The organism is Nonlabens sp. Asnod2-A12 (assembly GCF_045063745.1).
GTDB classification, from domain to species: Bacteria; Bacteroidota; Bacteroidia; order Flavobacteriales; family Flavobacteriaceae; genus Nonlabens; species Nonlabens xylanidelens.
In genome coordinates this window covers 2916838-2937584 of sequence record NZ_JBEFOB010000003.1, presented here as the reverse complement: position 1 = coordinate 2937584, position 20747 = coordinate 2916838, and the positions used below count along the sequence as shown (strand labels likewise).

The following is a 20747-nucleotide window of genomic DNA, read 5'->3' as shown; positions in this document are numbered from 1 at the left end:
TTAAGTTATGCCAAAGATTTCTGAAAAAGGGCTTAAAATGCCTTCTTCCCCTGTTAGAAAATTAGTTCCCTATGCCGAAGCTGCAAAAGCTAGAGGTGTTCACATCTATCAACTTAACATAGGTCAACCAGATATTAAAACGCCAGAACAAGCAATTAATGCTGTTAAAGATACTGATATGACTGTTCTTGCATACAGCCACAGTGCAGGAAACCAATCTTACAGAGATAAACTGGCGGTACATTACAATAAAATAGGCATGAATCTAATTGATGAAAACATAATAGTCTCTACTGGTGGTAGTGAGGCGTTAATGTTTGCCATGGGTAGTATTTGTGATAATGGAGACGAGGTTATTATACCTGAGCCATTTTATGCAAATTACAACGGTTTTGCAACAGCAAGCGGTGTTACTGTAAAACCTATCTCAACAACCATTGAAAACAACTTTGCACTACCTGCCATAAGCGAGTTTGAAAAACTGATTACTGATAAAACTAAGGCTATTCTTATATGTAACCCAGGAAATCCAACTGGTTATTTATACACTCAAGAAGAAATGGATCAATTAACTGCTCTAGTTAAAAAACACGATCTTTTCCTCTTATCTGACGAGGTTTATAGAGAATTTGCCTATGACGGCCGTAAACATCTTTCAGTAATGAACATTGCTGGTCTAGAAGAACATGCCATCATGATAGATTCTGTATCAAAAAGATATAGTATGTGCGGTGCACGTATAGGTTGCATGGTCTCAAAAAATAAAGAAGTAATGGCTACTGCAATGAAATTTGCACAAGCTAGATTAAGCCCTCCTACATTTGCACAAATAGCTGCAGAGGCTGCTTTAGAAACAAAACAAGAATACTTTGACGAGGTTATAGGAGAATACATAGAGCGTCGCGACGTTCTCATCGACGGTCTTAAGAAAATAGACGGTGTAGAAGTGGCAAATCCTGGCGGCGCATTTTATTGTGTGGCACAACTTCCTGTAGAGGACACCGACGTTTTTGCACAATGGATGTTAGAAAACTTTGAACTAGATGGGGAGACCATTATGGTAGCACCTGCAGCTGGTTTTTACAGTACTCCAGGAATGGGAAAAAACCAGATAAGAATAGCTTATGTTCTAGAAAAGGAATCTCTAGAAAAAGCGGTACGTATCTTAGATCATGCGTTGAAAGCATATAAAGCATGATAGAAATTAAGCATCATTTTTCTTTAAAAAGTTACAATACTTTTGGAATATCCGCTTTCGCGAAAGCGTACTCAGCAACAACTACAACGCAACAATTAAAAGAATCTCTAGGTTACTATGTAGGTCAAGATATCTTTTTATTAGGCGGCGGAAGTAACATGCTACTTATAAACGATATTCAAAAACCAGTAATTCATGTTCTATTAAAAGGAATGGAAGTTACTAGGCGAGAAGAAAATAATGTATTTCTTAAAGTCATGGCAGGAGAAAACTGGCATGACTTTATACTTTATTGTATAGAAAATAATCTAGCAGGTGTCGAGAATTTATCACTCATTCCTGGTAACGTGGGCACATCTCCTATTCAGAATATAGGCGCTTATGGTGTAGAACTTAAAGATGTTTTCCATAGCTGTGAAGTAATTGATTTAAAATCGCTAGAAGAAAAAACACTCACTCTAGCCGACTGTAAATTCGGATACAGAGATTCTATATTTAAAAACGATGCTGCTGGTAAATATGTAATTACGTCAGTGACTTTTAAATTAACAGATCTTAATCAGACTAATGATTATGATTTTAAAATAGGCTACGGCGCGATTAAAGAAGAGTTAGACAGTTTACAAGGTGACCTTTCTATTCAAAAAATATCACAAGCTATAATTAATATAAGAAGCAGTAAGTTACCTGATCCTAAAGTATTAGGTAATAGTGGTAGTTTTTTCAAAAATCCAGTTATTAAAAGAACTGTTTATGAAGACCTTATAAGAATGCATCCTGACATGCCATCTTATCCTGTAGACGAGAATTATGTAAAAGTCCCTGCTGGCTGGCTTATAGACCAGTCTGGTTTTAAAGGAAAAAGATATGGTGATGCTGGTGTGCATGAAAAACAAGCATTAGTTTTAGTAAATTATGGAGATGCCACCGGTAAAGAAATACTTGATGTTGCTCATAAAATACAACAACATGTCATGAATCGATACGGCATTAAAATTGACACTGAAGTAAACCTAATCGATTAATAAACTATTAGAATAACTAATAATTGTATTTATAATTAAACTGTGGTTCTCATTAGAGACTTATAACCATACCTTATCTTTGCATTATGGATTTAAAACTCGTACTTATATCGTTTGTATTATTAGCTCTTGGATTTGCAGGAATAGCAATAAAAATATGGGGTAAAAAGGATGGTAAATTTGCTGGAACTTGTGCCAGTCAAAGTCCTTTTCTTAACAAAGATGGTGAAGCATGCAGCATGTGTGGTAAACTACCAGAAGAGCAAGATTGCAAAAACGAAGAGCTAACAGCTTAGGCCTTTCTTCATGGAAATAGGTGTATTCTTCTATGTGTTGACAGGCTTTGCCTTGATCAATATAATTTATTATTTCTTCTATTCAAAAGCCGGTTTTGGTAAAACACCACAACCACAAGGAGATTTAAAAAAGGCTGTTTCAGTAATCGTATGTTCTAAAAACGAACAAGAAAACCTTAAAACACTAGTACCTCAACTATTAGAACAAGATCATCCTACTTTTGAATTGATTCTAATTAATGATGCTAGTTATGACGACACTAGAGATGTAATAGAAGATTTCATGTCTCAAGACGCTCGTGTAAAAATGGTAGATGTCGTGAACAATGAAAGTTTTTGGGGTAATAAAAAATATGCACTTACCCTAGGTATCAAAAAAGCCGTAAACGATCATTTAATATTTATCGATGCAGACTGTACACCTAATAGTAAGCAATGGCTTTCCCTTATGGCGGTTCATTTATCTGAAGAGAAAAAAATCGTTTTAGGATATGGCGGCTATCAAAAGGTTAAAAATTCACTTCTTAATGCATTAATAAGATTTGAAACTGGACTGACAGCTATTCAATATTTTAGTTATGCCATGAGTGGTAACCCATATATGGGCGTAGGCCGCAACCTTGCCTATACCGCTACTCAATTTTATGATGTAAGTGGCTTTATGAGTCATATGAAAATTATGGGTGGAGATGACGACCTTTTTGTAAATCAAGCAGCGACTAAAAAGAACACTATTGTCTCTTTAAATCCAGATTCTTTTACTACTAGTATAGCAAAACAGAGCTGGTCCACCTGGTGGAAACAGAAAAAACGACACATAAATACAGCGAGTCACTATAAAGGAGCTCATAAATTCTTATTAGGTTTATTTTACATATCTCAAATAGGGTTTATTATTTCAGCTATTCTAGGATTCGTATTCGGTATTAACTGGATGATTATCTTAGGGGTTGTACTATTTAGATATTTGATATTTTGGATAGTGATGGGTAAAGGTTTATCTCGCTTTCGCGAAAGCGATATCATTATCCTACTTCCTTTTTTAGAATTATTATTAATTTTAAGTCAGCTAGCACTATTTGTTTCAAACATGGTTAATAAACCTAAACAATGGAACTAGTTAGGTATTCTTATTCAAACGACTACTTTATCACTAACTTTGTAATATGGAATCAGTAAAAACATCTGTAGCACCACCTAAGGCAAAGGGCAAACCAAAATGGTTGCGCGTTAAATTACCTGTAGGTCAAAAATATAAAGAATTAAGAAGTACCGTAGAGAAGTATGATTTACATACCATCTGTACATCTGGTAGCTGCCCTAATATGGGTGAATGCTGGACAGAAGGAACGGCAACTTTCATGATTCTAGGTAATACCTGTACACGTTCTTGTGGTTTTTGTGGTGTAAAAACTGGAAGACCGGACACTGTGGACTGGGCAGAGCCTGAGAAAGTAGCACGTAGTATTAAATTAATGGGGATTAAACACGGTGTTATCACTAGTGTAGATCGTGATGATTTAAAAGATATGGGATCTATAATATGGAAGGAAACTGTTGCTGCCATAAGACGTATGAATCCTGAAACGACACTAGAAACTCTTATTCCAGATTTTCAAGGCAACACGCGTAATCTAGATCGCATCGTAGAGGCAAATCCAGAAGTGGTTTCTCACAACATGGAAACGGTAAGAAGATTAACTCGTGAGGTGCGTATACAGGCTAAGTATGATACAAGCCTAGAAGTATTAAGATATCTAAAACAACAAGGTATCAACAGAACTAAATCTGGGATTATGCTGGGTCTAGGAGAGCTGGAAGAAGAGGTAATCCAGACTATGAGAGATCTTAGAGATAATAATGTAGATGTGGTTACTATAGGTCAGTACTTACAGCCTTCTAAGAAACATTTACCTGTAAAAGAATTTATCACGCCAGAACAATTCAAGAAATATGAAACTATAGGTCTAGAAATGGGCTTTAGACATGTGGAGAGTGGCGCTCTAGTGAGAAGTTCTTACAAGGCACACAAACATATTTTATAAACTCTACGTAGTTTACATAAAAACATATGGAACCTTATTAAAGATAACTTCTACTTTAATGGTATTATCTTTAATAGGTTCCACTATCTCAATTTAAAATTTCTGATAGTCATTCTGGTTTATTTTAATTTCAGGAATTTGCAGTATTCATAATTTTAACTCCAACTACTAGGAGGTTAAAAAGAAAATAATCTTATCAAATGATTAAAGTAGCCATTAATGGATTCGGTCGTATAGGACGTACTTTTTTAAGAACGGTTTACAACGACCCTCAAATTGAAGTAGTAGCTATTAATGACCTCGCATCTACAGAGGTAATGGCACACCTCTTAAAATATGATTCTATTCACGGTATACTAGATGCTCAGGTTACTTTTGACGCAAATTCTATTACCGTTAATGATCATAAAATCGCCTTTACACACCACCGCAATTTAGAAGATTTAAACTGGGACGGTATGCACACGGTAATAGAATCTACTGGTAAATTTAAAACGAAAAAAGAATTACAAAAACACATTAACGCTGGAGCTGGAAAAGTAATCCTGAGCGCACCGCCTATAGAAGACGATATTAAAACAGTGGTTCTAGGTGTTAATGAGCATATATTAAATAAAGAAGATCTTATTTTCTCAAATGCCAGCTGTACGACAAATAATGCCGCTCCACTTATTAAAGTAATGAATGAGCTTTGTGGCATAGAACAAGCATACATAACCACGGTACATAGTTATACCACCGACCAGAGCTTACACGATCAACCTCATAGAGATTTACGTAGAGCAAGAGCTGCTGGGCAGTCCATAGTACCTACCACCACTGGTGCTGCAAAGGCGCTAACTAGAATCTTCCCAGATTTAAATGATGTCATAGGTGGTTGTGGTATCAGAGTACCAGTACCTAACGGTAGCCTGACTGACCTTACTATTAATGTAAAACGTGACACTTCTATAGAAGAGATTAATGATGCTTTTTCCGCTTTCGCGAAAGCGAATCCTACAACATTCTCCTTTACAAATGTTCCATTAGTATCGATAGATATATCAGGAAGCCCATATTCTTGCATATACGACTCATTAATGACTAGTGTAATAGGTAAAATGGTGAAAATTATAGGATGGTACGATAATGAAAGTGGGTATTCTCACCGATTAAGAGATATGGTAGTTTACGCCAAAAGCATAAAATAATACATAATCCCTCGTAAAAACATCGTTTAAAAGCATTTATGATAAGATTATAGTCGTTTTTTATTTGAATAGAATCAAGTCCTTTTATATTTGTCTACCTAATTAATAGATTTGTCTTCTAGAGTTTTATACTTTATTGTAATGTGTTTATGCACTATTAGTTTTCTTCAAAAAGCTAATGGTCAAGAAGATTATATATCAAAACCTAATCAACAACTTGCTGTTGATTTAATGTTAGAAAAGGCACAACTTGCTCTACAAAGAGCAAATTACATCGAAGCCGATAATTTAATCACCGGCGCTACCGACATAGCCAAAGATTCTTCCATTTATGCTCAAACTCAATTATTAAGAGTTTCTTACTTAAATAAAACAGGTCAATTAAAAAATGCTAGCGAGGTTATTAAAAGAATCGCTCCTTATTTTGATAAATCTTCTCTAGGTAATGCACAATTATTACTTTTAAAGTCAGATGTACTTATTAGATCTAACCAATTAGTCCATGCTAAAGAAGAGATTACAAATGCGCAATTAATTCTAGCACAAACTAAAAACGAAAATCTCAATGCTATTTTAAAATTAAGAATAGCACAATTAAACCTAAGGATCAATAAGGTAGATGAGGCCAGAGAATCATTTATAGAATTATTACCTCATCTTAAAAATAACAACCAGCACTACTCTACTGCACAAGTGAGTCTAGAACTAGCTCAAATAGCTGCTGGAAAAGGAGAGTTGAATTTATCCAAAGAATACACACAACAAAGTATTTCCATAGCAGAAAAATATCAATTTAACGATATCTTAAAAAATGGCTTTTACCTCTATTCAGAGTTATTAGAACAACAAGGCGATTATAAAAATAGCATCTCTTATCTACAGAAATACACCGAGCTCAATAAGAAAGATATGAATTCTATGGTTTCTAATGAAGAGCTTCTAGAATTTAAGAAGCTTAAAGAAGAGAATGAAGCCCTGGTGGTATCCAACAATGAAAAAGCGAGAGAACTAAAAGGTAAAGACACATCTTATATATTATTATGTGTTTTTATCACACTACTCTCTTTGTTAACTTTATCATTATTTAAGAATAACAAATTAAGAGCAAAGAGTAATCACGTGCTAGAAGATAAAAACTCTGCTCTTATAGATGAAAGAGATAGAGCTCAAGATGCTGCAAAAATAAAGGCAGATTTTCTATCTACCATAACGCATGAGTTAAGAACACCTATGTATGCTGTTACTGGTCTTACCCATTTATTATTAGAAACAGATCCTAGAATAGATCAAAAAGAACACTTAGAAACGTTACAATCCTCAGGAGAATATTTATTATCACTTATTGATAATATACTCGATTTCAACAAGCTAGAGGCTAACAAAGTTGAATTAGAAGCCATTCCATTTGACCTAAATAAAAGGGTAAATGATATAAGCCTATCTTTAAAAGGACAAGCTACAGATCAAAGAAATAATCTTCATATTCAATATGATGATAACATACCATCTAGATTACAAGGTGACCCAGTTAAAATATCACAGATCTTAATCAACCTGATGGGTAATGCTATCAAGTTTACCAAAGATGGAGATGTATGGGTAAGGGCTCATAAAATAAACACTATTGAGGATAAATGCCTTATAAAATTTGAAGTAGAAGATAACGGTAAAGGAATTTCTGAAGAGAAACAACAAGCGATTTTTGAAAACTTTACACAAGAAGGGTCTAGTACTACTAGAGAATATGGTGGTACAGGTCTAGGCCTAGCTATTGTGAAAAACCTAGTAGAATTAATGGGCGGCTCAGTTCAACTAGACAGTAAAGTAGGAAGAGGTAGTAAATTCACATTTGAAATATGGTTTGACCTACCAGACTCTAACAGGTTCTTTAATGAAAATCATTATCCAGAAACAAGTAATATCACTCATTCTACAACCACCACTATTACCGATCATAAAGAAGTAATTTTACCTAACATAGATTTAAATATTCCTAAAAAGAACGAATATAACGATCCTGAAGTGACAAAGTCAGAAAACACTAAGGATGAAGTGATAAGTTCTAAACCAGCGTCACCCACTGAGTTATTGAACAAACGCATATTAATAGTAGAGGACAATAAGATCAATCAAATGATCACTAGAAAGATTCTTGAAGGTAAGAATTTTACATGCGAGGTTGCTAATAACGGTGAAGAAGCGGTGATAGCGGCAAAAACCAGAAAGTACGACCTAATACTTATGGACGTTCACATGCCCATAAAAGATGGAAAAGAAGCTACTAGAGACATAAGGAGCTTTGATAGAGAGATTCCTATAATAGCACTCACAGCGGTAACTTTAAACGATTCTGAAAAAGAATTCTACGAAATAGGTTTTGATGATATTATCCCAAAACCATTTAAAATGGATGAGTTTTTTGAAAAGATTCAAAAAGCATTTTCTAATTTTGAAGTTCTATAAACTAGGTTCTTTCCCTATAAACTTAGTCTGTATAGGTAAATACATAACGTTACTTAAATCATAATTCCTTAGCCTCACGTAATCTTTCTCAGTAGTAATAACTATTTTTTTACTTCTAATAAGCTCTACTTCTTCATTTGTAAAATTATGATGATCTGTATATTTAAGATGATCTACAGTTATAAATTTCTTCAAATATTCTATGAAAGGTATAGGGTTTGCAATACCAGTCACGACCGATACTTCTAATCCTTTAAAATCACTAAGATTTTTAGAATCATTAGCACCGTAAACAAAATTATCATAGGCTATGTAAGAGAAACACAATTGCTGAGATGGCAACAATTGTAGCTTTTGTTTAATCTTAAGAGTTTCTTCAACACTAATGGAAAACGGGCATTTAGTAACTACGACAGTTTGTGCACGTTTTGCACCACTTCGAGACTCTCTTAGATTACCAGCCGGTAACAAATAATCATCTTTATATAGATTACCATAGCTAGTCAATAAGACATAATGACTCGCCTTTACATGTCTGTGCTGGTAAGCATCATCTAATAAAATAAGATCTAAATCATGATTCTTTAATAGATTATTAATTCCATCTACTCGCTTTTCACAAACAGCACTCACGATCAAATTTTTAAACTTAAGTTTAATTTGTAAAGGCTCATCTCCTACTTTTTCTACCGTATCATTTAGATTTATTTCAATATAACCAGACGTCCTCCTACCATATCCACGACTTAGCACACCTATCTTTAGACCTTTATTTTTCTTTATGAAATACTCGATCATAGGTGTTTTACCAGTACCACCAGTACTTAAATTACCCACAGCTATTATAGGTATATCAAATTCATGTTGTTCTATTATACCTTTATTAAAGGCATAATTGCGCAATGAAGTAATACCATCATAAACTATGGAAAATGGATATAATAAAAGTCTCAAATTTTGCATGAGCTCAAAAGTAGGTTAATTTTACAACAGACATAAATAGTACCATTATGAAAATTAAAGATGTTATCTCACATCTAGAACTACTTGCTCCTAGACACTATGCAGAAGATTTTGACAACACAGGCTTATTAACCGGTGATAAAAACACTGATCTATCCGGTATTCTAGTCACTCTAGATTGTTTAGAAAACGTTGTGGATGAGGCTATTGAAAATAATTGTAATCTAATTGTAAGTTTTCACCCCATTATATTTTCTGGTTTAAAACATTTACAACCTAGCGATTATGTACGCAGCGCTGTTGTTAAGGCTATTAAAAACGATATAGCCATATACGCAACTCATACCGCACTGGACGTCACAAAAGGTGGTGTAAGCTATAGAATGGCTCAAGAAATGGGACTGAATAACGTAAAAACACTACTTCCTAAATCACAATTAATAAAAAAACTGGTAACATATATACCTGCTAACTCATTTGAAGAGGTTAAAGAAGCATTATTTAATGCCGGTGCAGGATCATTAGGTAATTATACAGATTGTAGTTTTTCTATTTCGGGAATAGGGACATTTAAGGGAAATGAAGATAGCAAACCTAAAATTGGAGAAAAATTAAACCGGGAGAACATAGAAGAAAAGATGCTTTCTATTACATTTTTACCCCATTTAGAAAGTTCGATAAAAGCCGCATTAATCCATTCCCACCCATATGAAGAGGTATCTTTTGAAATTTCTACGCTAGAAAACAGTTATCAAAACATAGGAATGGGCACAATCGGTGAGCTGCCAGAAAGCCTGAGTGTAGAAGAATTTTTACAAAAAACAAAGACCGTATTTAAAACTGGAGTTGTTAGAAGCTCGCTTTCGCGAAAGCGGAACATTAAAAAAGTCGCACTGCTAGGAGGCTCTGGAGCGTTTGCAATAAAAAATGCTATTCAATCAGGTGCTGACGCTTACATCACAGCCGATCTAAAATATCACGATTTCTTTCAAGGTCAAGACATCCTATTATGTGATGTGGGACATTATGAAAGCGAGCAGTTTACAAAAAACCTTTTACATGAATATCTTACAGAAAAATTTAGTAGTTTTGCAGTCCTTTGTGCACAAGCGCGAACAAACCCAGTTAATTATTTTTAAAAGATGGCAAAAAAGACCGAGGCTACTGTAGAAGATAAGTTAAGAGAACTTTACAATCTACAATTAATCGATTCTAGAATAGATGAGATACGCAATGTGCGTGGTGAATTACCTCTAGAAGTACAAGATCTTGAAGATGAAGTAGAAGGATTAAAAACTCGACTGTCTAAATTAGACGCACATTCTGATGAACTTAGTGAAAACATTAAGTCCAAAAAGAATTTAATTGAAGAGGCCAAAGCCCTGATTACAAAATATACAGATCAACAAAAAAACGTACGTAACAACCGTGAGTTCAATTCTCTTTCTAAAGAAATGGAATTTCAAGAACTAGAAATGGAACTTGCTGAAAAACATATACGTGAATTCAAAGCTCAAATAGAGCAACAAAAAGAGGTTATCGATAAAAGTAAGAAGCGTCTTGCTGATAAAACTGACCACTTAAAGCATAAGAAATCTGAACTAGAAGAGATCCTTAAGGAAACTCAAAAAGAAGAAGAAAACCTTATGAAGATGAGCGAGGATCATGCAAAATCAATCGAAGAAAGGTTAATCAAGGCATATACTCGTATCAGAACAAGCGTAAAGAACGGTCTTGCAGTTGTACCTATTGAAAGAGGTGCTTCTGGTGGTTCTTACTTTACTATACCGCCACAAGTACAAGTAGAAATCGCAAGTCGCAAGAAAATCATTACAGATGAGCATTCTGGTAGAATTCTTGTAGATGCTGCTCTTGCATATGAACAAGTAGAAAAAATGGATAAAGTATTTGCTAAATTATAGTAAAACTTTTTTCTTCATATTTAATCCCTTTATTTTTTAATAAAGGGATTTTTTTTTATTTAACCCTTTTTTAATACACTTCATGAAGAGCTAATCCTATTTTTATCGTTTAAAACTTATAGTAAATGAAAATAGTATCAATTTTAATTATGATGTTCCTAGCATCTAATTGTAACGAACAAGATAATAACGCCTCACAAACTGCTGTTAATACTGACCCTATTGAGGTTCCTTCTCAAGAAGGTATGGAAAGAGCTTATTTTGCAAGTGGTTGTTTCTGGTGTGTAGAAGAAATATATGAAGGCGTAATAGGTGTTAGTGAATCTATTTCTGGCTACTCTGGTGGCCACACTCAAAATCCTACCTATGAAGACAGTAATACTGGTAAAACGGGACATGCTGAAACTAATGAAATCATATACGACCCTAGCGTCGTTTCTTTTAAAACACTAGTAGATGTTTACTTTGCTTCTCAAAACATAGAACAAGTTAATGGTCAGGGTCCTGATCATGGTTCTCAATATAGAAGTATTATTTTTTATCAAAATGATGATCAGAAAAAAATTATTGAAGATAAAATTACCAGCTTAACAGAAGAAGGATACAGTATTGGAGCCGAGGTAAAACCTTTTCAAAAATTCTGGATTGCCGAAGATTACCACCAAGATTATGCAAAACTGCACCCTACACACGGTTATATAAGAGGAGTATCTATACCTAGATTTAGAAAATTTGCTCAAAAAATGCCGCAAGTAATTAAACCAGAAGCACAACATTAAAAGTAAAACGAACAATTTATCTCAAGAGAAACTTGTTCCTTTCAACATTTTAATTACATTTGTCTTATGTCATTAAATAATAATATCAGAATCAATAATAATTCTTTACAAACGTAAGGGGTAGAATCTGGTATTTTAATATATTCAAAAGGTCTACCTAACGGTAGGCCTTTTTTCATTTAAAAAAACAAATTATGTGCGGAATTGTAGGAATGTTTCAGTTGAAAAAAGACAGCCAGGAACAAAGAGAAAAAGTCTTAGAATTATCTAAAAAACTAAGACATCGTGGACCAGACTGGTCTGGAATCTATTGTGGTGATAACGCCATTCTAGCACACGAGAGATTAACTATAGTAGATCCTCAGTCTGGAGGACAACCGCTTTATAGTCCTGATGGTAAAGTAGTACTTGCTGTTAACGGTGAAATATATAACCACCAAAGCCTGAGAGAAAACTACAGTGATTATAAATTTAAAACAAAATCTGACTGCGAGGTAATCCTTGCTCTATATCAAGATAAAGGCGTTGACTTTATGGATGAGCTTACTGGTATGTACGGATTTGCATTATATGATATCGAAAAAGATGTCTTTTTATGCGCCAGAGATCATCAGGGTATCATACCACTTTATTATGGTTATGACGAGTTAGGACAGTTTTATGTGGCGAGCGAGCTTAAAGCCTTAGAGGGAACTTGTAATGAGATAGCTCCATTCCCACCTGGACATTATTACTATAGTGAAACAGGTGAATTTATAAAATGGTACGATAGAGAATGGAAAGATTATGATGCGGTAAAAGACAACACAAGTTCCGTAGCAGATCTTAAACAAGCTATGGAAGACTCCGTACACAGACATTTAATGAGCGATGTCCCTTATGGGGTTTTATTATCTGGTGGCCTAGATAGTTCTATAGTAAGTGCCGTTGCAAAAAAATATGCGGCAAAACGTATAGAATCAGGTGATAACAAAGATGCCTGGTGGCCTCAACTACATTCATTTGCCATAGGACTAGAAGGCAGTCCTGATCTAGCAGCTGCTCAAGAAGTTGCAGACCATATAGGCACCGTACATCACAGTGTTAACTTCACAATTCAAGAAGGTCTAGACGCAATAAAGGACGTAGTTTATTTTCTAGAGACCTATGACGTTACTACCATTAGAGCGTCCACACCTATGTATCTTCTTGCACGCGTTATAAAATCTATGGGAATTAAAATGGTTCTATCTGGAGAAGGAAGTGATGAGATTTTCGGAGGTTACTTATATTTTCACAAAGCACCTAGTGCCGAAGAATTTCATAAAGAAACCGTACGTAAATTAGATACCTTACATCTATATGATAACCTTAGAGCAAATAAATCGCTTGCAGCATGGGGCATAGAAGGTCGCGTTCCATTCTTAGATAAAGAATTTATGGATGTAGCTATGAGACTCAACCCTAAAGATAAAATGTGTGGAAATGGAAAAATGGAAAAACACATTTTAAGAGAGGCATTTGAAGATGACCTACCTAAAAGCGTTGCCTGGAGACAAAAGGAACAATTCAGCGATGGTGTAGGATACAGCTGGATCGACACATTAAAAGAAGTGGTAGAAGGTGTTGTGACTGATGAAATGATGGAGGCAGCTCCCTTTAAATTTAAAATCAATCCGCCACAGAATAAGGAAGAATATTACTACCGCAGTATTTTCTCAGAACATTTCCCTAGTGACGCTGCAGCAAGCTGTGTACCTTCTTTAAAATCAGTAGCTTGTTCTACTCCAGTAGCATTAGAATGGGACGAGGCATTTAAAAACATGAACGATCCATCGGGACGTGCAGTAAGTGGTGTTCATGACGAAGGTTATTAAAAGATGACATACAAAATCAAAAAAGGCTGCCATTGGGCAGCCTTTTATTTACAATTAAAAAGATATTTAATCCTCAGTAACTACTTCAGCAGTATTAGGGTCTAAAATATTAAGCCCTGCTAACCACTCGTTGTACTCAGTTTCAGTCATGCTCATTTTCATTTTACTAGTACTCATTGCCGTACCTTTCACTTTTACTGATGCAAAGAAAGGATAGCTAGAATAAGACACTACTCCATCAACTAATAAATCGTATCCTGGTCCTGCTTCTTCTAAAGCCTTATCCATAGCGTCTTTGATGTTCCATCCTATTCCTAAGAAATAACCTTTACTAGCCTCTACCGATTTTCCTTGTGTTTTATCTATATTTAGATTTACATTTTTAGAACTAATAACTGTAAAGTCAACTAATCGCATAGAACAGCTCCCTAAAGATAAGGAGAGGGCTAACAGAATTAACATTGAAATTTTTTTCATAAAAAGTATTTAAATTGGTTATTGATGTGGGAAATATACGATGTTTACTATACCTACAGAAGAATTTTCATTACAAATTAGAGGTTTTATTTTGATTTCTATAACATTTAATTAGTTGTCTGAATACATAATAAACTTTATCTTTGTGGCAAATGAAAAGAACAAATCATACATGGTGGTGGAATAATACAGCTCAACAGCCGTAAAGTCGCCCGCATGTTTATTTATAAACGATAAAGGTCTACTTAACGGTAGACCTTTTTTCATTTACATTAATTAGTAAAAAACATCTAATGAACTCAGTTCAAGAATTACATAAAGCAAATACAGCTCATAAAGTCATACTAGCAGACACCCTTACCCCAGTCGCTATGTACATGAGATTAAGGGATAAATACCCAAACAGCATTCTTCTAGAAAGTAATGAGTATGGACAGCGCAGTAATAGTTATTCTTTTATTTGCTGTAATCCAGTTGCTACTTTTGAGGTAAATGAGAATGAGATAAAATCTACTTTTCCAGATAACTCTATAAGTTCACAAGATTACAGTTCTACTTTTGACCTTACTACAGGTTTAAATGAATTTAAAAATTCTTTTGAAAAAGTAACAGATAATTTCCCCTTCCCTACTAACGGGCTTTTCGGATACCTTAGTTATGATGCTGTTCAATTATTTGAAGATTTAGAGTTTCGCATTCGCGAAAGCGATACCAACAACATACCTCTTGCCTACTATCAAGTATTTCAAAATGTAATCGTTTTTGATCATTACCATAACCAGCTTTATGTATTTGATCATCAATATGCCGATTTTGAATCAAAACTAGATGAGATCGTAGCAGTTATTAATCATCGCGATGTAGCAAACTATAGTTTTGAATGTACAGAAGAAGAGTCTTCTGAAATGACTGATAATGATTTCAAAGAACTTGTAGAAAAAGGTAAAGAACACTGTCGTAGAGGCGATGTTTTTCAAATCGTTCTCTCTAGAAAATTTGAACAACCTTTTAAAGGTGATGATTTTAATGTCTACAGGCAGTTACGAGCGATAAACCCTAGTCCATATTTATTTTATTTTGATTACGGTAATTTTAGAATATTCGGTTCTTCTCCAGAAGCGCAGTTATTAATTTCAGATACTAAAGCTAGTATTCAACCTATTGCAGGTACTTATAAAAGAACCGGTAATGATGTTGCAGATTTAAAAGCTGCCGAAGAGCTAAAAAAAGACCCTAAAGAAACTGCCGAGCATATCATGCTAGTAGACCTTGCAAGAAATGACCTTAGCCGTCATGCTAGAGATGTAAAGGTAGAAGATTATCAAAACATACATTTCTACTCTCACGTTATTCACATGGTAAGTAAAGTGAGCGGTACCATTAATGAAAATGATAAAATCAAACTTATAGGAGATACATTCCCAGCAGGTACATTGAGTGGTGCTCCTAAATATAGAGCCATGCAACTCATAGATCAATATGAAAAATCTTCTAGAGAATTTTATGGTGGCGCGATAGGTTATCTTGGATTTGACGGCAATTTTAACCACGCCATAATTATTAGAAGTATATTATCACGTAATAATAAGTTACTATTTAGAGCAGGAGCTGGTGTGGTTGTAGAAAGTAATTTAGAAAACGAAATGCAAGAAGTTTACAACAAGACTAACGCACTACGCAGTGCTATCAATAAAGCAAATCAATATTAATTATGAAATTAAGATATTTATCAATCGCCCTTCTTTCTTTTAATTTTCTATTATTCTCGTGTCAGGATAGCAAGAAAGAAGACTTAATCGATATTAAAATAGTTGAAAAAGATGGCGAAACGGTTTTTCAATACCTACCTAATTTAACCTTTAATAATGCAAGAGATAGCGCATCCTCTTTATTCAATAACCAAGATTACTACAGAATAATGTCCAGCGAGATTAAAGTCGCTCCACCTATTTATCAAAATGAAGTTATTAAAGTTAGAGTGTTTACTAGAAGTTTTTTTTCAAAAGATGGTTATAAACATGGATTTTTAGTTAGAACCTATAGTAAAGATGGTAAAATAAAAGATGAAATGGTAATAGCCTCTACTCTTGATGGATTACAATGTGAAGGAAAAGTAACTTCGGACCTAAGAATAATTACCAGCTGTCCAAGTGGTGAAGAAACTATAGCACAAATAGAAACTGATGGTAGTATTAAAACTTTGAAAGATGAATAAGAGATTATTATTAATAGACAACTATGATTCTTTTACGTACAACCTTGTGCACTATCTAGAAGAATTAGGCGCTCAACTCACTGTGGTGCGCAATGATCAAATCACACCTCAAGAATGCGAGAATTATGACGCGGTAGTGCTATCTCCAGGACCAGGTATACCCAATGAAGCTGGAAATTTAATTGCGATAATTGATCACCTTAAAGATAAAAAACCACTTTTAGGAATTTGTTTAGGTCATCAAGCGATAACTGAAGTATTCGGTGGAGAAATTATAAACCTAGATAAAGTATATCACGGTATCTCTACTAACATGACACATAACGGTAATGAAATATTTAATCATATCGACACTAATTTTGAAGCAGGACGTTACCACTCTTGGGCTGCACAAAATAGCAGTTTTCCAGATGTTCTAGAAATAACAGCAACTGATGAAAATGGCCAAATCATGGCTCTTAAACATAAAGAACTACCTATTTACGGTTTACAATTTCACCCAGAAAGTATTATGACTCCGCAAGGAAAACAAATGCTTAAGAACTTTATAGAGACTTTATAGAATGAAAGATATTTTAAATGAATTATTTAATCATCGTACGCTTTCTAGACTAGCTGCTCATGATATATTAACTGCAATAACTAGTGGTACCGTTAATGATGCACAAATCGCTGCTTTTTTAACCGTATATGGAATGCGCAGTATCACTGTAGAAGAATTAGCTGGATTTAGAGACGCGATGTTAGAACAAGCAAACCTCATCGACCTATCAGAATTTAATCCGATAGACTTGTGTGGTACTGGTGGTGATGGAAAAGACACTTTTAACATAAGTACCCTAGCTAGTTTTGTAACTGCTGGTGCAGGTGTACCTGTTGCTAAACACGGTAACTATGGAGTAAGTTCAGTAAGTGGTTCTTCTAATGTTATGGAACATCTAGGATTTGTTTTTACAAATGACCATGATGTGCTGAGAAAACAAATTTCTGAGGCAAACATTACATTCTTACACGCACCATTATTTCACCCTGCGATGAAAGCTGTTGCACCTATTAGAAAACAATTAGGTGTAAAAACATTTTTTAATATGTTGGGCCCATTAGTAAATCCTGCAAAACCTAAATTACAAAGTGTTGGTGTTTTCAATTTACAACTAGCGCGTAATTATGAATACTTATTTCAGTCTGAAACAGATAAGAAATACGCTATTCTCCATTCACATGAAGGTTATGACGAGGTAAGTCTTACAGGAAAAGTAAGACTTGCTAGAAACGCAGGAGTAAGCGATCTATCTGCTAGTGATTTCGGTATGAAACCATTAAAGCAGGCAGATATTTATGGTGGAGAAACTGTAGAAGAAGCGGCACATATTTTCATGAAAGTATTAGAAAACAAAGCGACCGAAGCACAAAAAAATGTAGTGATAGCAAATGCCGCAACTGCTATTTCTGTGGCTCAGGATTTAAATTTACATCAAGGAGCTATAGTAGCTAGAGAATCTCTAGAATCTGGAAAAGCATTGAAAAGTTTTAACCGCTTACAAAACGTTCAGAGGTAAACCCTAGATAGCAGTTCTAGACTGACGCTTATTAAGCGTTTAAAAGTAAGGCCAGGTGACACCTGCCTAAAAAGAAATAAAATGGAAGACATTCTTAAGAAAATAACAAATCAAACCGCACTAAACTTAAAAGCTAGAAAGCAGGTTACCTCTCTTTCTGACCTAAGAGAGATGCCTCATTATTCTAGAGAAACGCTATCCTTAAACGATAGTTTGAAGAAAGGCAGCGGTATTATTGCCGAGCATAAAAGACAAAGTCCTAGTAAAGGCTCGTTTCAATGTCCTGCAAGCCTAACAGAAGTAGTAAAAGGATATGAAAATGCCGGTGCAAGCGCTATTAGTTGTCTAACTGATTTGCCTTTCTTTGGTGGAACCCTACAAGATTTACTAGAAGCAAGATCACAAGTTAACATACCTATCCTGCGCAAGGATTTCATGATAGATCTATATCAAATTCATGAAGCGCGAGCTTATGGAGCAGACGCTATCCTACTTATCGCAGCATGTTTAAATAATGAAGAATTAAAAACCATGTCTCTAGAGGCAATGAATCTAGGTCTTGAAATTCTTTTTGAGGTTCATGATTTAGAAGAGCTTAATCGCATTAAAGAGGTAACCACTTCTTTGAATACGTCTAAGTTTGTGATAGGAGTTAATAATCGTGATTTAAAAAGGTTTAAAACTGATATTCAGAATAGTAAAGATCTTTTACCACATTTCCCTGAAAATGTTCTTGCCATATCAGAGAGCGGTATCTCAGATCCTGACATAGTAAAAGAACTTAAAACACTAGGCTTTGAAGGTTTCTTAATAGGAGAAAACTTCATGAAAACCGACCTACCAGGAGCAAGCTGCGAGCAATTTATAAAAGCCATAAAGTCATGATGATTAAAGTATGCGGTATGCGCGATATAGAAAACATTAACCAGTTACAAGAACTGGATATTGATTTTATGGGAATTATACGTTACTCAAAGTCTAAACGATTTGTAGACGATTCTCAAAAAGAAAAGGTCGCCCAACAAACCATGAATAAAGGTACCGTAGGCGTGTATGTAAATGAATCCCTTGAAAACATTTTAAAGGATATCATTCCATTGCAACTGGACGTTATTCAATTACATGGTGATGAGGATTCCGCTTTCGCGAAAGCGTTACTAGAAATAGACATCAAGATATTTAAAGCATTTCAAATCACAGAGGACTTTGATTTCAATAGTTTAAAAGAATGGGAAGAACTTGCAGCACAATATGTTGGTAAACTATTCTTCTTATTTGACACAGCTACTCCCAATTATGGTGGTAGTGGTAAGAAATTTAATTGGTCTATTCTCGACTCTTATAAAGGAGAAGTTCCTTTTTTATTGAGCGGTGGCATTTCAAAAGATGATGTCGCATTAGTAAAAGAATTTAAACACAATATGTTTTTAGGTATTGATCTTAATTCAAAATTTGAAACTGAACCTGGCGTTAAAAACATAGAAGAAATAAAAACATTCATAGAAAAATTAAGAAAATGAGCTATCAAGTAAATGAACAAGGGTTTTATGGAGAATTCGGTGGTGCATTCATTCCAGAATTGCTCTATCCTAATATTGAAGAACTACAAGAGAATTATCTAGCAATAGAAAAATCACCAGAATTTCAAGAAGAGTTTCATCAATTGCTTAAAGATTATGTAGGTCGCCCTACTCCACTATTTTTAGCTAAGCGACTTTCTGAAAAATATGGAGCTCAAATCTGGTTAAAGAGAGAAGATCTTTGTCATACCGGTGCTCATAAAGTAAATAACACGATCGGTCAGATTTTACTTGCCGAAAAACTAGGTAAAAAAAGAATCATTGCCGAAACCGGAGCAGGACAACATGGTGTAGCAACAGCAACCGTTTGTGCTTTAAAAGGCCTGGAATGCATCGTTTACATGGGTGAGAAAGATATAGAACGTCAAGCGCCTAATGTTGCCCGCATGAAAATGTTAGGTGCAACGGTTAGACCTGCAACTAGCGGTTCTAAAACTTTAAAAGACGCGACTAATGAGGCAATGCGAGACTGGATCAATAATCCAGAAGACACTCATTACATTATAGGCTCAGTAGTTGGACCACATCCTTATCCTGACATGGTAGCAAGATATCAATCAGTGATTTCTGAAGAGATTAAGAAGCAAATGGATGGTTTACCAGATTATGTCATTGCATGTGTAGGTGGCGGTTCTAACGCTATGGGAGCTTTTTATCACTTTTTAGATGATAAAGAAGTAAAATTAATAGGGGTAGAAGCGGCTGGTTTAGGCGTTGATACAGATAAAACTGCTGCAACTTTAACTCTAGGAACTCCTGGTGTATTGCACGCTAGTCGTTCTATAATGATGCAGGATAAAGATGGACAGGTTATCGAGCCACATAGTATAAGTGCAGGACTAGACTATCCTGGAATAGGACCAGCACATGCATGGTTAAAAGTGTCTGACCGCGCTCAATATATGGCTGTTACAGATGCTGCAGCACTAGACGCAGCTGTAGAGGTAAGTAGATTAGAAGGTATCATTCCAGCTTTAGAAACTGCTCATGCATTTTCTGTCTTAAAAGACTTAGACTTAAAACCAACTGATCGTGTAGTGATTAACCTTTCTGGTCGTGGAGATAAGGATATGAATACGTATATGGAAGAGTTGAACCTACTGTAGAAACAAAGTCACACTTACTATGCTGTGCGCATGCCATGTCATGCGTTGAGAATATTAAGATAGGTGGTACTTA

20 protein-coding genes are annotated in these 20747 nt (G+C 34.9%); 18 read left to right on the top strand and 2 right to left on the bottom strand.

Translation table 11 applies throughout. The annotated features are described in order from the left end of the window. Nucleotides 1-7 precede the first annotated feature (7 nt). The 7 genes from ACJJVJ_RS13285 to ACJJVJ_RS13255 all read left to right on the top strand — a co-directional run bounded on the left by ACJJVJ_RS13285 (nt 8) and on the right by ACJJVJ_RS13255 (nt 8217). The gene (locus ACJJVJ_RS13285; RefSeq protein WP_405370855.1) at nt 8-1198 is read left to right on the top strand and encodes a pyridoxal phosphate-dependent aminotransferase; all 1191 of its coding nucleotides are present in this window, start codon (nt 8-10) and stop codon (nt 1196-1198) included. Continuing rightward, entirely contained in the window at nt 1195-2223 is a 1029-nt protein-coding gene (gene murB / locus ACJJVJ_RS13280; RefSeq protein ID WP_405370853.1) for a UDP-N-acetylmuramate dehydrogenase, read from the top strand. Before ACJJVJ_RS13285 ends, murB begins: the two co-directional genes overlap by 4 nt. A gap of 86 nt (nt 2224-2309) precedes the next feature. After that, complete coding sequence (locus tag ACJJVJ_RS13275) at nt 2310-2519, top strand: membrane or secreted protein (protein ID WP_104515697.1); 210 nt, start codon at nt 2310-2312, stop codon at nt 2517-2519. 10 nt (nt 2520-2529) lie between these two features. Further along, nucleotides 2530-3639, top strand: coding sequence for a glycosyltransferase (locus ACJJVJ_RS13270; RefSeq protein ID WP_405370851.1), 1110 nt, complete (start codon nt 2530-2532; stop codon nt 3637-3639). Between the two features lie 46 nt (nt 3640-3685). Further along, entirely contained in the window at nt 3686-4564 is an 879-nt protein-coding gene (gene lipA / locus ACJJVJ_RS13265; RefSeq protein ID WP_104515699.1) for a lipoyl synthase, read from the top strand. A gap of 200 nt (nt 4565-4764) precedes the next feature. Further along, nucleotides 4765-5754: a type I glyceraldehyde-3-phosphate dehydrogenase gene (gap, locus tag ACJJVJ_RS13260; protein WP_405370849.1), complete on the top strand. Its 990-nt coding sequence runs from the start codon at nt 4765-4767 to the stop codon at nt 5752-5754. A 141-nt stretch (nt 5755-5895) separates the two neighbouring features. Then, entirely contained in the window at nt 5896-8217 is a 2322-nt protein-coding gene (locus tag ACJJVJ_RS13255) for an ATP-binding protein (RefSeq protein WP_405370847.1), read from the top strand. Here the strand turns inward: ACJJVJ_RS13255 and lpxK are convergent. Then, nucleotides 8212-9180 (bottom strand): tetraacyldisaccharide 4'-kinase, encoded by a 969-nt coding sequence (gene lpxK, locus ACJJVJ_RS13250; RefSeq protein WP_405370845.1) that lies wholly within the window; start codon nt 9178-9180, stop codon nt 8212-8214. The two genes, ACJJVJ_RS13255 and lpxK, sit on opposite strands and share 6 nt — an antisense overlap. 47 nt (nt 9181-9227) lie before the next feature. On the opposite strand from lpxK, the gene ACJJVJ_RS13245 reads away from it, so the two are divergent. The 4 genes from ACJJVJ_RS13245 to asnB all read left to right on the top strand — a co-directional run bounded on the left by ACJJVJ_RS13245 (nt 9228) and on the right by asnB (nt 13737). Next, nucleotides 9228-10319 (top strand): Nif3-like dinuclear metal center hexameric protein, encoded by a 1092-nt coding sequence (locus tag ACJJVJ_RS13245; RefSeq protein ID WP_405370843.1) that lies wholly within the window; start codon nt 9228-9230, stop codon nt 10317-10319. Nucleotides 10320-10322: 3 nt separating this feature from the next. After that, nucleotides 10323-11102 carry a zinc ribbon domain-containing protein gene (locus ACJJVJ_RS13240; RefSeq protein WP_104515703.1) on the top strand — a complete coding sequence of 260 codons (780 nt, stop codon included), beginning with the start codon at nt 10323-10325 and terminating at the stop codon, nt 11100-11102. A gap of 125 nt (nt 11103-11227) precedes the next feature. Next, nucleotides 11228-11881, top strand: a complete 654-nt coding sequence (gene msrA / locus ACJJVJ_RS13235; protein ID WP_405370841.1) for a peptide-methionine (S)-S-oxide reductase MsrA — start codon at nt 11228-11230, stop codon at nt 11879-11881. A gap of 194 nt (nt 11882-12075) precedes the next feature. Continuing rightward, nucleotides 12076-13737, top strand: coding sequence for an asparagine synthase B (gene asnB, locus ACJJVJ_RS13230; protein WP_405370839.1), 1662 nt, complete (start codon nt 12076-12078; stop codon nt 13735-13737). A 66-nt stretch (nt 13738-13803) separates the two neighbouring features. Here the strand turns inward: asnB and ACJJVJ_RS13225 are convergent, their stop codons facing one another. Further along, on the bottom strand, nt 13804-14214 hold the full coding sequence (locus ACJJVJ_RS13225) for a hypothetical protein (RefSeq protein WP_405370838.1): 411 nt from the start codon (nt 14212-14214) through the stop codon (nt 13804-13806). Nucleotides 14215-14507: 293 nt separating this feature from the next. Between ACJJVJ_RS13225 and ACJJVJ_RS13220 the strand changes: the two genes are divergently transcribed. From ACJJVJ_RS13220 to trpB, 7 genes are all read left to right on the top strand, one after another. Then, nucleotides 14508-15923 carry an anthranilate synthase component I family protein gene (locus ACJJVJ_RS13220; RefSeq protein ID WP_405370837.1) on the top strand — a complete coding sequence of 472 codons (1416 nt, stop codon included), beginning with the start codon at nt 14508-14510 and terminating at the stop codon, nt 15921-15923. 2 nt (nt 15924-15925) lie between these two features. Next, complete coding sequence (locus tag ACJJVJ_RS13215; RefSeq protein ID WP_405370835.1) at nt 15926-16429, top strand: hypothetical protein; 504 nt, start codon at nt 15926-15928, stop codon at nt 16427-16429. Continuing rightward, nucleotides 16422-16991, top strand: coding sequence for an anthranilate synthase component II (locus tag ACJJVJ_RS13210; RefSeq protein WP_405370833.1), 570 nt, complete (start codon nt 16422-16424; stop codon nt 16989-16991). The genes ACJJVJ_RS13215 and ACJJVJ_RS13210 overlap by 8 nt, the downstream gene beginning before the upstream one ends. A 1-nt stretch (nt 16992) precedes the next feature. After that, nucleotides 16993-17988 (top strand): anthranilate phosphoribosyltransferase, encoded by a 996-nt coding sequence (gene trpD / locus ACJJVJ_RS13205; RefSeq protein ID WP_405370831.1) that lies wholly within the window; start codon nt 16993-16995, stop codon nt 17986-17988. Between the two features lie 81 nt (nt 17989-18069). Continuing rightward, nucleotides 18070-18873, top strand: coding sequence for an indole-3-glycerol phosphate synthase TrpC (gene trpC, locus ACJJVJ_RS13200; RefSeq protein ID WP_405370829.1), 804 nt, complete (start codon nt 18070-18072; stop codon nt 18871-18873). After that, the gene (locus ACJJVJ_RS13195; protein WP_405370827.1) at nt 18870-19508 is read left to right on the top strand and encodes a phosphoribosylanthranilate isomerase; all 639 of its coding nucleotides are present in this window, start codon (nt 18870-18872) and stop codon (nt 19506-19508) included. The genes trpC and ACJJVJ_RS13195 overlap by 4 nt, the downstream gene beginning before the upstream one ends. Further along, a complete protein-coding gene (trpB, locus tag ACJJVJ_RS13190; RefSeq protein WP_405370826.1) occupies nt 19505-20674 on the top strand; it encodes a tryptophan synthase subunit beta in 1170 nt (389 codons plus the stop codon). Before ACJJVJ_RS13195 ends, trpB begins: the two co-directional genes overlap by 4 nt. The last annotated feature ends 73 nt before the right edge of the window (nt 20675-20747 follow it).

What these genes read in the sequence shown, in the direction of transcription:
- ACJJVJ_RS13275 (WP_104515697.1), top strand. Translation starts at nt 2,310, where the DNA reads ATGGATTTAAAACTCGTACTTATATCGTTTGTATTATTAGCTCTTGGA.
- ACJJVJ_RS13215 (WP_405370835.1), top strand. Translation starts at nt 15,926, where the DNA reads ATGAAATTAAGATATTTATCAATCGCCCTTCTTTCTTTTAATTTTCTA.
- ACJJVJ_RS13285 (WP_405370855.1), top strand. Translation starts at nt 8, where the DNA reads ATGCCAAAGATTTCTGAAAAAGGGCTTAAAATGCCTTCTTCCCCTGTT.
- ACJJVJ_RS13270 (WP_405370851.1), top strand. Translation starts at nt 2,530, where the DNA reads ATGGAAATAGGTGTATTCTTCTATGTGTTGACAGGCTTTGCCTTGATC.
- ACJJVJ_RS13210 (WP_405370833.1), top strand. Translation starts at nt 16,422, where the DNA reads ATGAATAAGAGATTATTATTAATAGACAACTATGATTCTTTTACGTAC.
- ACJJVJ_RS13195 (WP_405370827.1), top strand. Translation starts at nt 18,870, where the DNA reads ATGATGATTAAAGTATGCGGTATGCGCGATATAGAAAACATTAACCAG.
- trpC (WP_405370829.1), top strand. Translation starts at nt 18,070, where the DNA reads ATGGAAGACATTCTTAAGAAAATAACAAATCAAACCGCACTAAACTTA.
- ACJJVJ_RS13225 (WP_405370838.1), bottom strand. Translation starts at nt 14,214, where the DNA reads ATGAAAAAAATTTCAATGTTAATTCTGTTAGCCCTCTCCTTATCTTTA.
- msrA (WP_405370841.1), top strand. Translation starts at nt 11,228, where the DNA reads ATGAAAATAGTATCAATTTTAATTATGATGTTCCTAGCATCTAATTGT.
- asnB (WP_405370839.1), top strand. Translation starts at nt 12,076, where the DNA reads ATGTGCGGAATTGTAGGAATGTTTCAGTTGAAAAAAGACAGCCAGGAA.
- lpxK (WP_405370845.1), bottom strand. Translation starts at nt 9,180, where the DNA reads ATGCAAAATTTGAGACTTTTATTATATCCATTTTCCATAGTTTATGAT.
- ACJJVJ_RS13245 (WP_405370843.1), top strand. Translation starts at nt 9,228, where the DNA reads ATGAAAATTAAAGATGTTATCTCACATCTAGAACTACTTGCTCCTAGA.
- gap (WP_405370849.1), top strand. Translation starts at nt 4,765, where the DNA reads ATGATTAAAGTAGCCATTAATGGATTCGGTCGTATAGGACGTACTTTT.
- ACJJVJ_RS13220 (WP_405370837.1), top strand. Translation starts at nt 14,508, where the DNA reads ATGAACTCAGTTCAAGAATTACATAAAGCAAATACAGCTCATAAAGTC.
- ACJJVJ_RS13240 (WP_104515703.1), top strand. Translation starts at nt 10,323, where the DNA reads ATGGCAAAAAAGACCGAGGCTACTGTAGAAGATAAGTTAAGAGAACTT.
- lipA (WP_104515699.1), top strand. Translation starts at nt 3,686, where the DNA reads ATGGAATCAGTAAAAACATCTGTAGCACCACCTAAGGCAAAGGGCAAA.
- trpB (WP_405370826.1), top strand. Translation starts at nt 19,505, where the DNA reads ATGAGCTATCAAGTAAATGAACAAGGGTTTTATGGAGAATTCGGTGGT.
- murB (WP_405370853.1), top strand. Translation starts at nt 1,195, where the DNA reads ATGATAGAAATTAAGCATCATTTTTCTTTAAAAAGTTACAATACTTTT.
- trpD (WP_405370831.1), top strand. Translation starts at nt 16,993, where the DNA reads ATGAAAGATATTTTAAATGAATTATTTAATCATCGTACGCTTTCTAGA.
- ACJJVJ_RS13255 (WP_405370847.1), top strand. Translation starts at nt 5,896, where the DNA reads ATGTGTTTATGCACTATTAGTTTTCTTCAAAAAGCTAATGGTCAAGAA.